Raw genomic sequence first — 13,593 nt, 5'->3', positions numbered from 1 at the left:
AGTGACGGAGGGTGTCAGTTGGGCTTGCCCAGGGACCAGCCTGACACGTCCGTGAGCCGGCCGCGCCACAGGGGCATGAGGAGGGGCCTGCCGGTGCCCGCGACGCCGGTGGCGTCACGCAGATGGATCCACTGGGGCAGTCGTGGCGGGGCCGGATGCCCCTTGTCGACCACTGCCTGGTCCACCTGCTCGGGAAATCGTTCCAGCAACTGCGCGCCGGGTCCGTCGATGCTGCGAAGGCTGCGCGCCCAGTCGGCTGTCCATGCCGTGTGGGAGATCAGGTCTCCGTAGAGGAACCCGCCGCCGATGACCAGTGTCAGCGGCAGAGCTGCCTGAGCGTCCTGTCCGATCAGCCGTACCAGCATCTGCAGTTGGAGATCCGGCACCGGTTCGGTCACGAGCGGTGCGGCCGGCTGGCGCAGTGGATCCTGCTCAGGACTCATGTCCGGCGGTCCTTTCGGTGCTGTGCGGGTGGGCCTGGTGCGGCGACGGGGATCTCATGTGCCGAGGAGCCCGGCGCGGAGCTTGGTGAGGGTACGGGTGAGGAGGCGGGAGATGTGCATCTGGGACAGGTTCAGTTCGCGGCCGATCTCCGCCTGGGTCATCTCCTGGCCGAAACGCATCTCGATGATTGCCCGTTCCCGCTCGTCGAGCTGTCGCAGCATCGGGGCGAGCGCGTGGAGGTCCTCGAACAGCGCCAGGGCCGGGTCGGTCTCGCCCAGGGTGTCCGCGTACCGCGGCCCGCCGTCGCCGGCTTCGTCGTTGCCGCCCGGGGTGTCGAGGGAGCCGGCGACGTAGCCGTTGGCGGCCACGAGGCCTTCGATGATCTCGTCCTCCGTCAGGTCCAGATGGGCAGCGAGTTCCTTCACCGTCGGCGGGCGGTTCAGCGTGGTGGCCAGGGCTTCCCTGCTCCTGGCCAGGGAGACGCGCAGTTCCTGGAGGCGTCGCGGGACGTGCACGGCCCAGGTGGTGTCGCGGAAGAAGCGTTTGATCTCGCCGACGATGTAGGGAATCGCGAACGAGGTGAACTCGACCTCGCGCGACAGGTCGAACCGGTCGATGGCCTTGATCAGGCCGATCGTGCCGACCTGGATGACGTCCTCCATCTCGCCGCCGCCCCGGTTGCGGAACCGGCGGGCCGCGAACACCACCAGGGACAGGTTCATCTCGATCAGCGTGTTGCGGGCGTACTGGTACTCGCGGGTGCCCTCCTCCAAGACCCGCAGCCGATCCAGGAACAGCCGGGACAGCACGCGTGCGTCCTTGGGAGCGACCTTGCCCCCGTCCTCGATCCACGGCAGGTCATCCATGACCTCGACTGCTTCCGTGGTGGCGGCTGTTGCTTCGCGGGCGTTCGCGGAGGACGTCACAATGCCGCCTTAGGTGGAGAGCAGGATGAGCGTCTCCTGCCCGCCCTGCCCGCAGGCATGTCCGCGCAGCCAGGTGCGTTCCATCAGGCCGAAAACGCCCGGTGTGGCTTGCGGGGCGTCGACCGAGCGGCTGTTCGCCGCCGCTCGGGGAGCCGCGACCGGGCCCGTCAGTGGGCGGATGAGTGCCCCGGATGACGAGTTGGTTCGCCGGAGACCAGCCATCGCCAGCGTCGGCGCTCCGTGACGAGGGTGGCGGCGGCCAGCAGGGTCACGGGGAGCGCCGCCCACGCAGGCCAGGCCAGCCACGAGGCAGTCACGGCCGCGACGAGCTGGAGAAGCACCAGAAGGATCGTGACCCAGCCCGGCACTGCGATGATCACGTTCGTCTTGTCACCCGGTGTGGAGAAGCACGTGGGAAGGCCGATCAGGACCACCACGGACAGGGCGGCAAGCAGCCATGAGTCGCCGGCCAGCGCCCACGGGGTCGCCACCCAGGCGACGAGTTCCACCGCGAAGCGCAGAACGGACGCTGTGCGGTCGTCCGGCCGTGCCGAGATCGTCTCTCCAGCAGCATCGGTCACCTGCGGACGATCTCACGGCCCGCGACCAACAGCCAAGCATCTGACTGCGGTTGCCAGCTCGACAGGGATCCTTCAGCATCCCGCACAGCCGGTGCGCCAAGGCCACCGCGCGTTCCGGTCGGCGCCCTGGACCTGCTCGTGAAGGTGCGCCGCGTCGCTCGGTCTGTTCGAGCGGTCGTGGACTGAAGCAACGCGGATTGTCGGCGATTCAGCCTGACCTGGTGAGCTGAGGGCAGCGCCTTGGTGTGGTGCTGCCTCGCGTGGGCTGCCGTCGTGTGCGGGACCGAGGCCGATCGAGGCTGGAGAGGCCGCGGAGGCCGGCCTCTTACAATTCCCGTGAGCAAGCGCGCAGGGGGGCAAGGTTGGCCGGTGGGAGTTCAGCGTTCGGTGCGCTGTTGCGGGAGTTGCGGATGGGGGCGTCGCTGACGATCGAGGCCCTGGCAGAGGCGTCGGGTGTGAGCGTACGGGGCATCGGCGATCTGGAGCGGGGGCGGCGGGCTGCCCCGCATCCGCGGACCGCGGCCGCGCTCGCCGACGGACTGGGGCTGGACGACGAGGAGCGGAAGCGGCTGCTGGCCGCCGCCCGGGCCGGCCGCAGTCCGGGCTACAGCCCGCTGGGGGTACGGGCGTTCCCGCGCGGCGTCGACGACTTCGTGGGCCGTGAGCGGGAACTGACCCGGCTGAAGGCGCTCGCCGATCGCAGCTCGTCAGCCGAGTCGGCGGAGTCAGCGGAGTCGTCCGGGTTCGGATCCGTGGCTGTGGTGGCCGCGGTGTCCGGTCCGCCGGGGACGGGGAAGACCACGCTCGCGCTGCACGCCGCCCGGGAGCTGGCCGACCGGTTCCCGGACGGCCAGTTGATGGTGGACCTGCGCGGTATGGACGAGGTTCCGCCCGAGCCGGCCGAACTGATGCTGGGGGTCCTGAAGGCTCTCGGGGTGGCCGACCGCAACCTGGCGAAGGCCGGGCCACAGGGCCATCCTGCGCTGTACCGGCAGGTGCTGGCCGACCGGCGGTTCCTTCTGGTGCTGGACAACGCCCGCGACGAGGCCCAGGTCCGTCCGCTGCTGCCGGGCACCGGGGCGCCGATGGTGATCGTGACCAGCCGGCGCATGCTCACCGGCCTGGAGAGCGTGCACCGACTGCCGCTGGCGGAGCTGAGCGCCGACGAGGCCGCCGTGTTCCTGACCGAGCTGATCGGCCCGGAACGGGCCGGGACCGATGCGGCCGCGCTGACCGAGGTGGCCGAGCGGTGCGGGCATCTGCCACTGGCGCTGCGGGTGGCGGGCAACTGGCTGGTCACCCGCCCTGGTTGGAGCGTGCGCCGCTTCGCCGACCGCCTCGCCTTCGAGGAGCGGCGCCTGGACGCGCTGGCGGCCGGAGACCTGCGCGTGTCGGCCGCCTTCGACCTGTCCTACCGCCAGCTCGACCCGACGGCCGCGCGCCTGTTCCGGCGCCTCGCACTGGTCGAGGGTCCCGACATCGGCGCCGCCTGCGCGGCCGAGCTGACCGGGCAGCCGCTGTTCGACACCGAGGACCTGTTGGAGGAGCTGGTGGAGACCGGCCTGCTCGGTGCGGACCGGGACCGCTACCGTCTCCACGACCTGCTGCGGCTGTACGCCCGTACCCGCCTGGAGGCCGAAGAGACCGCCGAGGAGGCCGCGCGGGCCCGCGAAGCGATGAACCGCTGGCTGCTGGAGACCGCCGTCGTGGCCGGCCGCTGGTACGAGCCCGACCACGGCGCGCCGCCCGCGACCTGGCAGGGGACCGTCGACCTCGCCACGGCCGGCAAGGCCCGCCAGTGGCTGCAGGCGGAGGGCGCCAACTGGCTGGCCGCACTGCACTGGGCGGCGTCCGCGGGCGAACACGCCACCGTGGTGGAGGTGGCCGAGGCCCTGCACTGGTTCTCCGACCAGTGGATCTTCTGGGGTCACTGGCCCGAGGTCTTCGACACCGCGGCCCGCTGCGCCGGGGAGCTGGGCGACCCGGTCGTCGAGGCGACTCAGCTCAACTACCACGCCTGGGCCCTGTTCATGTGCGAGGGCCGCCACCACGCCAGCCTGGACCGCTCGGCCCAGGCTCTCGCCGTCGCCCAGCGCGCCGGTGACCTGCAGCAGCAGGCATGGGCCCACCTCTACGCGGCTTGGGCCCACCAGCGGCTGCACGCGTGGGCGTCGGCCGCCGAGCGCATTCACCAGGCCGTCCCGCTGTTCGAAGCGGCAGGCGATGTCACCGGCGCCCTCCAGGCCATGCACGGTCATTGCCTCAGCCTGCTGGAACAGGGGCAGGTCGAGGCAGCCGTCACCTCGGCTCTGGAGGCGTTCGCCCTGCTGGACCGGACCGGAGATCGGGTGGAGTCGCACATCGCGAACAGCACGCGCATTGCTCTGCACCTCCTCCTGGGGCGCGCCTCCACGGTCATGACCCGTTGGGACGAGGCCGTCACCCATATGCGGACGGCCGTCGCCCTCAGCCGCGAGAGCGGCAACACCGGCCTGGAGAGCGGCGCCCTCGTCAACCTCGGCAAAACGCTGCTGGCCGCCCGCCGCAAGGCCGAGGCCCGGGACGCCTTCACCCACTGCCTCTCCCTCGGCGCCGACGCCGATCCCCAGCGAGTCGCCGACGCCCGCGAGCAACTCGCCCGCTGCACCGACTGACCCCGCGGCACCGGCGGAAATTTCTGCCTGCAATGTGCCTGTAGCCCTGAACGGCCGGCTGCTTGGCTACTCAGGGCGGGGCACCCCGGTCGTCACCTCCCCGGGGTGGTGGTCATCTCCGCCCGTACGGCATGGGTGGAAGGAGAGCCAGTTGAGTCTGGTGTTGACGACCGATCACGTTCCCGACCAGGACAAGGTCCCCTATTGGGGCGACGCGCTGGGCAGAGCGCTGCTGCCGATGTCCGTCACGGCCCGGGGCACCCGCCCCTTCTCCGGCCGGATCACGACCAGCCGCCTCGGCTGCCTCCGTGTGACCACCATGGAGGCCGGCGCCCACCGGACCACCCGCACGCCGGAGCTCATCGCGTGCTCGCCCGAGCCGTTGGTCGCGGTCGGCGTCCAGAGGTCGGGTTCGGCGACCCTGGTCCAGGGAGAGCGACGGACCGAGGTGGGCGAGGGCGACCTCGTGCTGTACGACACGGCCCGCCCGTACTCCTTCGACTACCCGGAGCCGTTCTCCGCCCATGTCTTCCACATGCCGCGCAGCGCCCTCGAAGTGCCGGACGACAGCATCCGCCGCGTCTCCGGCACCGCGATCGGCCCCGCGGACGGCTTCGGCGCGGTAGTACTCCCCTTCCTGAACGCGCTGGCCGCCACAGCGCACTCCTACTCCCCGCTCGTCGGGCCCCGGCTGGCCGGCAACGTCCTCGACCTCGTCGCCACCCTGGTCGCCGAGCAGGCCCCGCCGAGTGCTGCGGACACGGACGGCGGCCGTGCCCGGCTGGTGCTGTGCGTCCGCGGGCACATCGACCAGAACCTGGGTGATCCGAACCTGTCACCCGAGTCCATCGCGGCAGCCCACCACATCTCCGTCCGCCACCTGTACCGGCTCTTCGAGGAGGAGGGCATCACCGTCGCGCGACTGATCCGGCAACGCCGACTGGAAGAGTGCGCACGCGAACTGGCCCGCCGCGGCAGGACGAACCCCACCCTGTCGACCGTGGCCCGGCGATGGGGCTTCGTCAGCCCCTCGCACTTCAGCCGGGCCTTCCGTACCGCCTACGGCCTCTCCCCGGGCGCCTGGCGGGAACTGCGCACCGGGGAATTCACCGAGCTTCCCCCTCTCGTCCAGGAGCCGGGGCCACGGAGCCGAAGCCGATCGCCGTGGTAGCGACCGGGGTCACTTCCGCCGGAAGGCGTGGAGCGGAGTGCTCTTCCGTCTCCGCCTGACGCATCCCGAGATCGGCGCGGCAGACCGTGGTGGGTCCCGGCCTCCGTGGGCTCAGTTCTGGCAGCCGCAGCCCGACGCCGACTTCGCCTCGACGACGGTCACCGCTGGATCGACGGAGCTCTCGGACGGAGTGCAGCAGGCGTCGACCCCGCAGCACGCATCCGCCGAGTCCACCGCCTTCGAGGAAGCGTCGGCCACCGGCTTGACGGCGCGGACGATCGCGGAGTGCATACCGTCGGCGACCGAGTGGGTCGGGGTGATCTCGACGCCGGTGAACCCGGCGGCCTCCAGGCCCGCGCCGTACTCGGCGAAGGTGAGCGCGCCCGCGATGCAGCCGACGTAGTCACCGCGCTCGGCCCGCTGGTCCGGGGTGAGGGTGTCGTCGGCGACGACGTCGGAGATGCCGATCCGGCCTCCGGGTTTCAGCACACGGAAGGTCTCGGCGAACACGGCCGCCTTGTCGGTGGACAGGTTGATCACGCAGTTGGAGATCACCACGTCGATCGTGTGCGCGGGCAGCGGGATCGCCTCGATGGTGCCCTTGAGGAACTCCACGTTCGTCGCACCCGCCTTCTCGGCGTTGGCCAGGGCGAGGGCGAGCATCTCGTCGGTCATGTCCAGGCCGTACGCCTTGCCGGTGGGGCCGACGCGGCGGGCGGAGAGCAGGACGTCGATGCCGCCGCCGGAGCCGAGGTCGAGGACGCGCTCGCCTGCGCGCAGTTCGGCGACGGCGGTGGGGTTGCCGCAGCCGAGGGAGGCGGCCACGGCCTCGGCGGGCAGGGCGTCGCGTTCGTCGGCGGCGTAGAGCGTGGAGCCGAAGTTCTCGTCGACCTCGACCGGCTGCGGCCCGCAACAGCCGGTGCCGCCCTCGGTGACCTGCACGGCCGCCGCGGCGTACCGCCGGCGGACGGTTTCGCGCAGGTCGGTGGACTGTTCGCTCATGACTCACTCCTCGGTGACGGGGCATCGCGGTACCCCGGGAACGGCCTGTATTGATGTTCGTTGATGCAACCTTGCGCCTTGAATCGAAAAACGTCAACATAGAGGCATGTCGAAACAAGAGCTTGAGGTGATCGGCCAGGACGCCGCCTGCTGCCAGGGCCTGGCTGCCGCACCCCTGGACGCGGACCGCGCGGGGGAATTGGCGAAGGTCTTCAAGGCGCTGGGCGACCCGGTGCGGCTGCGGCTGCTGTCCATGATCACCTCGCGTGGGGAGGGCGGCGAGGTCTGCGTCTGCGAGCTGACCCCGGCCTTCGAGCTGTCCCAGCCGACCATCTCCCACCACCTCAAGCTGCTGCGGCAGGCCGGTCTCATCGACTGCGAGCGCCGCGGAACGTGGGTGTACTACTGGGTGCTGCCCGGCGTACTGGACCAGCTCGCCGCGTTCCTGTCCACGCCGCGGACCGCCGGGGCCACCGCGTGAGCGCGCCGCTCGGCCGCCGCGTCGCCGCCGAAGCCGCGGGGACGGGTCTCCTGGTGGCGGTCGTCGTCGGATCGGGCATCCAGGCCGCAGAACTGTCGCACGACGTCGGCGTGCAACTGCTCGCCAACTCCCTCGCCACCGTCTTCGGCCTGGCCGTGCTGATCACGCTGCTCGGGCCGGTCTCGGGCGCGCACTTCAACCCCGCCGTCACCCTCGCCGCCTGGTTCACCGGCCGCCGCGACCGCACCGGCCCGCCCCTGCGGGAGGTCGCCGCGTACGTGGCCGCACAGGTGGCCGGGGCGATCGGCGGCGCGGTCCTGGCCGGCGCCATGTTCGCCAGGCCGCTCGTGGAGTTCTCGACGCATGACCGGTCGGCAGGACACCTGTGGCTGGGTGAGGTGGTCGCCACGGCAGGACTGGTCCTGCTCGTCTTCGGCCTGGAGCGCGTCGGCCGAGCCGCCCTGGCCCCGGCTGCCGTGGCCGCCTACATCGGGGCCGCCTACTGGTTCACCTCCTCCACCTCCTTCGCGAATCCCGCGGTGACCGTCGGCCGCGCCTTCACCGACACCTTCGCCGGTATCGCCCCCGCCTCGGTCGCCCCTTTCATCGCGGCCCAGCTGCTCGGTACCGCGCTCGGGCTGGGTGTCGTGGCGGTGGTGTACGGACCTCCCGCTCGGGCAGCGGACGTCCTCGTCCCGCACGGCCGACCCGAACCCGCCTCCTCCTGACCGCCCCTCCCCTCCGCAAGGACACCCGCCATGAGCACTGCCGCCCCGCGCCCCTCCGTACTGTTCGTCTGCGTCCACAACGCCGGACGTTCCCAGATGGCCGCCGCCTTCCTCACCCACCTCGCCGGTGACCGGGTCGAGGTGCGCTCGGCCGGATCGGCTCCCGCCGAAACCGTGAACCCGGCCGTCGTGGAGGCCATGAAGGAGACCGGCATCGACATCTCCGCCGAAATCCCGAAGATCCTCACCACCGAGGCGGTCCAGGCATCCGACGTGGTCATCACCATGGGCTGCGGGGACACCTGCCCTGTCTTCCCCGGCAAGCAGTACCTCGACTGGCAGCTCGACGACCCCGCGGGCCAGGGTGTCGACGCCGTCCGCCCGATCCGGGACGAGATCGAACAGCGCGTGCGTGGGCTGCTCGCCGAACTCGTGTCATAAAGCCCGCTCGACAGCCGGGGCCCGATGGGCCCCGGCTGTCGAAAATTCCCGTACCCGAGAGGGAACGTTTCGCGCGGGCCGCTCCTCCACCTGGCGACGGAGTTCTGTCGCTGCCGTAGGAGGACCCATGCGGACCCGCCCTGACATCCCCGCCCCCACTCGCGCCGCCGCGCTCGTCGCCTCGGTGCTCACCGTGGACGCCGTGCTCCACCTGTACTGGACGACGGGAGCCACCTGGCCCGCGGCCGACGACGGGAGCCTGTCCCAAGCGGTTCTCGGTGCGGACGTGTCGTTCACACCGCCGGTCCTGCTTCCTCTCGTCGCCCTGCTCCTCACCGCCGCCGCCTTCGTCCTCGCCCACTCCCGCCGCCCCCGCCACCCGCTGCTCCGCGTCGGCACCCTGGCCGTGACCATGGGACTCTCGCTGCGCACCCTGGCGGGGATCTACTGGCTGTTCGCCAAGCAGACCGGCACCGCCTTCTACTGGCTCAACCTCACGCTCTACACCCCCCTGTGCGCCGTCCTGACCGTCGCCGCCCTGCGCGTGGCGCGCTGGAAGGATGCGGCCCGTGCCCGATGACCGAACAGTCCGGCTCGTGCGAGCCGCCCAGCGTGGCGACACCCTCGCCATGGCCGAACTCCTGGATCTCCTCGCCCCGTACGTGGGCCGTGTCTGCGCGCCCATCGCCCTGGACCTGGGCGCGGACGCGGCGCAGGAGACCCTGGTGGCGGTCTTCAAGTCGCTGCGCACCCTCAAGGACCCGGCCGCCCTGCACGGCTGGGTCCGTGCCATCGCCGTGCGGGAGGCGATCCGCACCGCGCACCGCGCCGCCCGTACCGTACCGGCCGATCTCAGCGCGCTTCCCGCTCGCGGCGACCCCCAACTCTCGGCCGACATCAGGGACGTACTGGACCGGCTCTCCCCCGAGCACCGCGCGGTGCTGATGCTGCGTGACGTGGAGGGCCTGGACGAGCGGGCCGCCGCCGCTCTGCTCGGAGTCCGCACGGGCACCGTCAAGTCGCGGCTGCACCGGGCCCGCGACACCTTCCGGAAGGCGTGGACGTCATGAACGAGCCCTGGCCCATCACCGACCTCGACGCCGTACGCCGCCTGCGCGCCCTGGCCGCCGGCATCCGCGGCGCCCACGTGACCGAGGCGCACATCGACGCCCCCTTCGAACGGGTCTGGGCCCTGTTGGGCGACCTGGAGGGCACCTTCGGGCAGGTCGTGCCGGACATGGAGCGGCTGCACGTCGTCCGCCGGCAGGGCGATCACGTGGAAGCACTGGCGCGCAGCAGGTACGGGATGCGGGCCCGACTGCGCGGGGTGCAGCGGCCCGGCTGGTGCTGGCTGCAGAGCCGGTTCCTGCTGCTCGGCGTGGCGGCGGTGCCCGAAGGCGCGGGCACTCGGGTGGCGTTCACCGGGGGCGTGCGCCTGCCGACCCGCGCCGCCCTGATCCCCGTGGGTGTACGTCGTGAGGGCAGCCGCAGCGTTCAGCGCCTGACGGCCCTGCTCTGAGCCGGACGGCAGTGGATGACGCGCGACGCCCCGGACCCAGCGGAAGGAAAGAGGACGGCAGGGCCTACCGCGGTGGCCAGTTGCCCCTCCCCTTACGTCAGGGTTGAGGCTGGGGCCGGACGAAAGGGCAGTGCATGGGCTACTCGGTGGGGCAGGTGTCGGCGTTCGCCGGGGTGACCGTGCGTACGCTGCACCACTACGACAAGGCGGGACTCCTCTCACCCAGCGAGCGCAGCCACGCCGGCTACCGGTTCTACGGCGACGCCGACCTGGCCCGCCTGCAGCAGATCCTCTTCTACCGCGAACTGGGCTTCCCCCTCGACGAGATCGCCACCATCCTCAAGGACCCGCAGGCGAACGTCCTGGAGCATCTACGAGGGCGGCAGCGGCAGTTGAGCGAGGAGATCGCCAGACTCCAGCGGCTGGCCGAGGTGGCGGAACGTGCCATCGAGGTCCAGCAGACCGGGGTGTCACTGACACCCGAGGAACGCTTCGACGTCTTCGGTGAGGTCACCTTCGACCTCAGCTACGCCACCGAGGCTCAGCTGAGATGGGGGCACTCGGACGCACATCGGCAAGCGATGGCACGAGCGTCCACCCACACCAAGGATGACTGGCGGCGGCTCATGGGCGAGGCCGACGCCTGGCGCGCTGAGCTGCTCGCCGCCTTCGACGAGGGGGAGCCCGGCGACGGGGAACGGGCCATGGACCTCGCCGAGGAACACCGCCGTCACCTCACCCGCTGGTTCACGCCCTGCCCGCCCGCGATGCACCGGCGTATCGCGGACGACTTCGTCGCCGACCCGCGCGCGTTCGCTCTCGTCGTACCGCCGTCGCGGCAACGGCCGGGCCTCGCCGCCTATCTGTGCAAGGCGGTCCACGCCAACGCCTCCCGCCGCGCTGACCCCGGCTCCCCTGCCCAACCTGAGGAAGACCGATGAGAATCCTGATCGCCACGGCCGGATCACGCGGTGACGTCGCGCCCTACACCGGCCTGGGTGCCGAACTGCGCCACGCCGGGTACGACGTCGCCCTGGCCACCACGGACACCTTCGCGCCCCTCGTACGCGACGCGGGGCTGGAATTCCGCCGCCTCCCGGCCGACACGCGAGCCCACGGGGGTGTCAATGGCAGACGTGAGCTGATGCGCGCCGCCGCCGCGTTCATCACCGAACTGGGCCAGGGGTTCGCCGACGCGGTGGCCGAAGGCACGGATCTGCTCCTGCTGTCGGCCACCACGGCCCCGCTCGGCTGGCATCTCGCCGAGGCCACGGGCACAGCGAGTCTCGGTGTGTACCTCCAGCCCACCGCACCGACCGGTGACTTCCCGCCCGTGATCACGGGCTCCCGTTCGCTGGGCCGCCCGGGCAACCGCGCGGCCGGACGCTTCGCCCTCCGCATGGCCGACCGTGTCTACGCACAGGCGGTCGCTGACTTGCGCCACCGCCTCGAGCTGCCCCTGCTCTCCGCGTCCGCGGTGCGCCGACGGCAGGAACGGGCCGACTGGCCCGTGCTGCACGGCTTCAGTACGGCACTGCTGTCACGCCCCTCCGACTGGCGCTCCGGCCTGCGGATCGCGGGAACCTGGTGGCCCCACCTGAGCATCGGGCAACGCCTGCCCACGGATGTGGAGGACTTCCTCTCCGCCGGACCCCGCCCCGTCTTCATCGGCTTCGGCAGCATGGCGGCCGGAGACGGGGAGCGGCTGAGCGAGATCGCCGTACGAGCCCTGCGGCGTGCCGTGCTGCGTGGCATCCTCCAAGCGGGCAGTGCCGGGCTCGCGGCCGAGGAAGACGATGTCCTCACCATCGGTGACGTACCGCACGCCCTGCTGTTCCCGCGGTTGGCCGCTGTGGTCCACCACGCCGGTGCGGGCACCTCGGCGGCAGCGCTGCGCGCCGGAGTGCCCGCGGTGACCGTGCCGGTGACCGCGGACCAACCGTTCTGGGCAACGCGGCTCGCCTCGATCGGCGCCGCCACCGCCCCCGTCCCCTTCCGCACCCTCACCGCTGAACGACTCGCCGACGCCCTCGACCAGGTCACGAGGCACCAGACGTACGCACGAGCCGCCGCGACCGCCGCGCACCACATGGCCTCCGAGGACGGAGCGGGCCAAGCCCTGAAGGCCATTGAGCGGCTGACCGAGGGACGATGACACGACCTGCGTCCTGCCGGAGCCCGTCATCGAGCACACGATCAAGCCGTACGAGGCATGACCCCTGCCATACGTGGGACACCTGGTGAACATGAGCACCACCGAAGTACGGCGGGGCGAGCCGGTCACCACGGTCCTCACCTGGGAGGTGCGCCCCGGCCGGGAGCAGGAGTTCGAGGACTGGACGCACGGGATCACCCGCTGCGCCAGAGTGTTCCCGGGCAACGAGGGCGTCTCGTGGCTGCGCCCCGAGGAGGGGAACCGCTTTCACGCGGTGCTGCGCTGGTCCGATCCGCACCGGCTCGCCGCGTGGCTGGAGTCGGAGGAGCGGGCGGCATGGCACGCGCGGATCAAGGACATCGCCACCGAGATCAGCAGCGAGCGGCAGTCGACGTCCGGGATGGAAACCTGGTTCAGCCTGCCCGGCACCACCGTGCAGGCCCCGCCCCGCTGGAAGATGGTGCTCACCACGTTCCTCGGCGCCTATCCGTTCACGCTGCTGATCCAGTGGCTGGTGACGCCCCGCACGGGCGCCTGGCCCCTGCCGCTCAGGGCCGCTGTGTTCCCACTGGTGCTGCTGCCGACGCTGACGTACCTGGTGATGCCCCGGCTGAGCCACCTACTACGGCACTGGCTGTACCCCCCGTCGGACCGGTGATCACCCGGCGAGCCCAGAGCACGGACGGGTCTCGCCCACACCCCGACGGGAGCCCGGGTCATCGGCTGCCGGTGTCAGGACGGGCGGTCGGGGGTGTGGTCGAAGTCGGCCCAGCCGTTGCGCAGTCGGGCGAACAGGATGCGCAGCGTGTGTGCGGGGTCGGGGCTCTCCTCGGCGAGGGCGCCGACGTCCATGGCGAAGCGGGCCAGCGCGCGAGCCTGGAGGTCGTCGTCGGGGAGCCCGGCTTCCTCGGCGATGGCGTGCGCGAGGGTGGATTCCCAGTTGCGTTGCATGCGCGTGAAGTGGTCGCGCAGCGCGGGGGTGGCGTGGACCAGGTCCAGGAAGTCCTCACGGGAGGGGTCGCCGGGGTGGCGTGGCTTGGGCGCGGCGAGATAGGCCTCCAGCGCGTCCAGGATCGTCGTTCCTGCCGGACGGTCGCGCACGGCTGAGGCGAGCTGCTGTTCGTGCGCGGCTTCCTGGTCGAAGACCAGCGATTCCTTGCTGGGGAAGTAGGCGAACAGCGTGCTGACCGCGATGTCGCACGCGTCGGCGATCTCGGCCACGGTCACCGTGTCGAAGCCGCGCTCGCGGAACATCGCGAAGGCCGTCTCGGCCAGCCGCTTGCGTGTCTGGGCCTTCTTGCGTTCCCGCAGTCCTCCGGGTGTCATGCCCGCCACTGTAATCCAGATATCGAAGCAACCCCGAATCACTAGTGACTTGTTTTTCGTAGTTACTTCGATAATCTGGGGTTCGTCGCGCTCGGCTCGGCATGCCGACCGGCACTCGGCCCGGAAGGCCTCGGCCGGCCAGAGCCCCAACCCCAACTGAGCCCC

The 13,593-nt window shown here is 71.3% G+C and carries 16 protein-coding genes; 11 read left to right on the top strand and 5 right to left on the bottom strand.

Annotated features, from left to right (window positions below; genetic code table 11):
• Window positions 1–14 precede the first annotated feature (14 nt).
• The 3 genes from ACZ7L0_RS19940 to ACZ7L0_RS19930 all read right to left on the bottom strand — a co-directional run bounded on the left by ACZ7L0_RS19940 (window position 15) and on the right by ACZ7L0_RS19930 (window position 1,951).
• Complete coding sequence (locus ACZ7L0_RS19940; RefSeq protein WP_471243794.1) at window positions 15–443, bottom strand: hypothetical protein; 429 nt, start codon at window positions 441–443, stop codon at window positions 15–17.
• 54 nt (window positions 444–497) lie between these two features.
• Window positions 498–1,310 carry a SigB/SigF/SigG family RNA polymerase sigma factor gene (locus ACZ7L0_RS19935; RefSeq protein WP_471243793.1) on the bottom strand — a complete coding sequence of 271 codons (813 nt, stop codon included), beginning with the start codon at window positions 1,308–1,310 and terminating at the stop codon, window positions 498–500.
• Window positions 1,311–1,537: 227 nt separating this feature from the next.
• Window positions 1,538–1,951: a hypothetical protein gene (locus ACZ7L0_RS19930; RefSeq protein ID WP_471243792.1), complete on the bottom strand. Its 414-nt coding sequence runs from the start codon at window positions 1,949–1,951 to the stop codon at window positions 1,538–1,540.
• A 362-nt stretch (window positions 1,952–2,313) separates the two neighbouring features.
• On the opposite strand from ACZ7L0_RS19930, the gene ACZ7L0_RS19925 reads away from it, so the two are divergent.
• Window positions 2,314–4,605 carry an ATP-binding protein gene (locus ACZ7L0_RS19925; protein WP_471243791.1) on the top strand — a complete coding sequence of 764 codons (2,292 nt, stop codon included), beginning with the start codon at window positions 2,314–2,316 and terminating at the stop codon, window positions 4,603–4,605.
• 160 nt (window positions 4,606–4,765) lie between these two features.
• Complete coding sequence (locus ACZ7L0_RS19920) at window positions 4,766–5,776, top strand: AraC-like ligand-binding domain-containing protein (RefSeq protein ID WP_471243999.1); 1,011 nt, start codon at window positions 4,766–4,768, stop codon at window positions 5,774–5,776.
• A gap of 111 nt (window positions 5,777–5,887) precedes the next feature.
• Here ACZ7L0_RS19920 and arsM read toward each other — a convergent pair whose 3' ends face one another.
• Window positions 5,888–6,778, bottom strand: a complete 891-nt coding sequence (gene arsM, locus ACZ7L0_RS19915) for an arsenite methyltransferase (RefSeq protein WP_471243790.1) — start codon at window positions 6,776–6,778, stop codon at window positions 5,888–5,890.
• 106 nt (window positions 6,779–6,884) lie between these two features.
• Between arsM and ACZ7L0_RS19910 the strand changes: the two genes are divergently transcribed.
• The 9 genes from ACZ7L0_RS19910 to ACZ7L0_RS19870 all read left to right on the top strand — a co-directional run bounded on the left by ACZ7L0_RS19910 (window position 6,885) and on the right by ACZ7L0_RS19870 (window position 12,760).
• Window positions 6,885–7,259, top strand: a complete 375-nt coding sequence (locus ACZ7L0_RS19910; protein ID WP_471243789.1) for an ArsR/SmtB family transcription factor — start codon at window positions 6,885–6,887, stop codon at window positions 7,257–7,259.
• The gene (locus tag ACZ7L0_RS19905; RefSeq protein WP_471243788.1) at window positions 7,256–7,987 is read left to right on the top strand and encodes an aquaporin; all 732 of its coding nucleotides are present in this window, start codon (window positions 7,256–7,258) and stop codon (window positions 7,985–7,987) included. The genes ACZ7L0_RS19910 and ACZ7L0_RS19905 overlap by 4 nt, the downstream gene beginning before the upstream one ends.
• Before the next feature lie 30 nt (window positions 7,988–8,017).
• A complete protein-coding gene (locus tag ACZ7L0_RS19900; protein WP_471243787.1) occupies window positions 8,018–8,428 on the top strand; it encodes an arsenate reductase ArsC in 411 nt (136 codons plus the stop codon).
• Between the two features lie 127 nt (window positions 8,429–8,555).
• Complete coding sequence (locus ACZ7L0_RS19895; protein WP_471243786.1) at window positions 8,556–9,008, top strand: DUF3995 domain-containing protein; 453 nt, start codon at window positions 8,556–8,558, stop codon at window positions 9,006–9,008.
• Window positions 8,989–9,498: an RNA polymerase sigma factor gene (locus ACZ7L0_RS19890; RefSeq protein WP_471243785.1), complete on the top strand. Its 510-nt coding sequence runs from the start codon at window positions 8,989–8,991 to the stop codon at window positions 9,496–9,498. The genes ACZ7L0_RS19895 and ACZ7L0_RS19890 overlap by 20 nt, the downstream gene beginning before the upstream one ends.
• Complete coding sequence (locus tag ACZ7L0_RS19885; protein WP_471243784.1) at window positions 9,495–9,947, top strand: hypothetical protein; 453 nt, start codon at window positions 9,495–9,497, stop codon at window positions 9,945–9,947. Before ACZ7L0_RS19890 ends, ACZ7L0_RS19885 begins: the two co-directional genes overlap by 4 nt.
• A gap of 134 nt (window positions 9,948–10,081) precedes the next feature.
• Complete coding sequence (locus tag ACZ7L0_RS19880; RefSeq protein WP_471243783.1) at window positions 10,082–10,888, top strand: MerR family transcriptional regulator; 807 nt, start codon at window positions 10,082–10,084, stop codon at window positions 10,886–10,888.
• Entirely contained in the window at window positions 10,885–12,102 is a 1,218-nt protein-coding gene (locus tag ACZ7L0_RS19875; protein WP_471243782.1) for a glycosyltransferase, read from the top strand. The genes ACZ7L0_RS19880 and ACZ7L0_RS19875 overlap by 4 nt, the downstream gene beginning before the upstream one ends.
• Before the next feature lie 91 nt (window positions 12,103–12,193).
• Window positions 12,194–12,760 carry an antibiotic biosynthesis monooxygenase gene (locus tag ACZ7L0_RS19870; protein WP_471243781.1) on the top strand — a complete coding sequence of 189 codons (567 nt, stop codon included), beginning with the start codon at window positions 12,194–12,196 and terminating at the stop codon, window positions 12,758–12,760.
• Between the two features lie 74 nt (window positions 12,761–12,834).
• Here the strand turns inward: ACZ7L0_RS19870 and ACZ7L0_RS19865 are convergent, their stop codons facing one another.
• Window positions 12,835–13,428 carry a TetR family transcriptional regulator gene (locus ACZ7L0_RS19865; RefSeq protein ID WP_471243780.1) on the bottom strand — a complete coding sequence of 198 codons (594 nt, stop codon included), beginning with the start codon at window positions 13,426–13,428 and terminating at the stop codon, window positions 12,835–12,837.
• Window positions 13,429–13,593: the final 165 nt, after the last annotated feature.

The organism is Streptomyces sp. NPDC039424 (assembly GCF_055639495.1).
Note: the sequence above shows the minus strand (reverse complement) of the source record. Positions and strands in the feature narration are given on the sequence as shown.

What these genes read in the sequence shown, in the direction of transcription:
- ACZ7L0_RS19940 (WP_471243794.1), bottom strand. Translation starts at nt 443, where the DNA reads ATGAGTCCTGAGCAGGATCCACTGCGCCAGCCGGCCGCACCGCTCGTG.
- ACZ7L0_RS19935 (WP_471243793.1), bottom strand. Translation starts at nt 1,310, where the DNA reads ATGGATGACCTGCCGTGGATCGAGGACGGGGGCAAGGTCGCTCCCAAG.
- arsM (WP_471243790.1), bottom strand. Translation starts at nt 6,778, where the DNA reads ATGAGCGAACAGTCCACCGACCTGCGCGAAACCGTCCGCCGGCGGTAC.
- ACZ7L0_RS19910 (WP_471243789.1), top strand. Translation starts at nt 6,885, where the DNA reads ATGTCGAAACAAGAGCTTGAGGTGATCGGCCAGGACGCCGCCTGCTGC.
- ACZ7L0_RS19900 (WP_471243787.1), top strand. Translation starts at nt 8,018, where the DNA reads ATGAGCACTGCCGCCCCGCGCCCCTCCGTACTGTTCGTCTGCGTCCAC.
- ACZ7L0_RS19895 (WP_471243786.1), top strand. Translation starts at nt 8,556, where the DNA reads ATGCGGACCCGCCCTGACATCCCCGCCCCCACTCGCGCCGCCGCGCTC.
- ACZ7L0_RS19890 (WP_471243785.1), top strand. Translation starts at nt 8,989, where the DNA reads ATGCGGCCCGTGCCCGATGACCGAACAGTCCGGCTCGTGCGAGCCGCC.
- ACZ7L0_RS19885 (WP_471243784.1), top strand. Translation starts at nt 9,495, where the DNA reads ATGAACGAGCCCTGGCCCATCACCGACCTCGACGCCGTACGCCGCCTG.
- ACZ7L0_RS19880 (WP_471243783.1), top strand. Translation starts at nt 10,082, where the DNA reads ATGGGCTACTCGGTGGGGCAGGTGTCGGCGTTCGCCGGGGTGACCGTG.
- ACZ7L0_RS19875 (WP_471243782.1), top strand. Translation starts at nt 10,885, where the DNA reads ATGAGAATCCTGATCGCCACGGCCGGATCACGCGGTGACGTCGCGCCC.
- ACZ7L0_RS19870 (WP_471243781.1), top strand. Translation starts at nt 12,194, where the DNA reads ATGAGCACCACCGAAGTACGGCGGGGCGAGCCGGTCACCACGGTCCTC.
- ACZ7L0_RS19865 (WP_471243780.1), bottom strand. Translation starts at nt 13,428, where the DNA reads ATGACACCCGGAGGACTGCGGGAACGCAAGAAGGCCCAGACACGCAAG.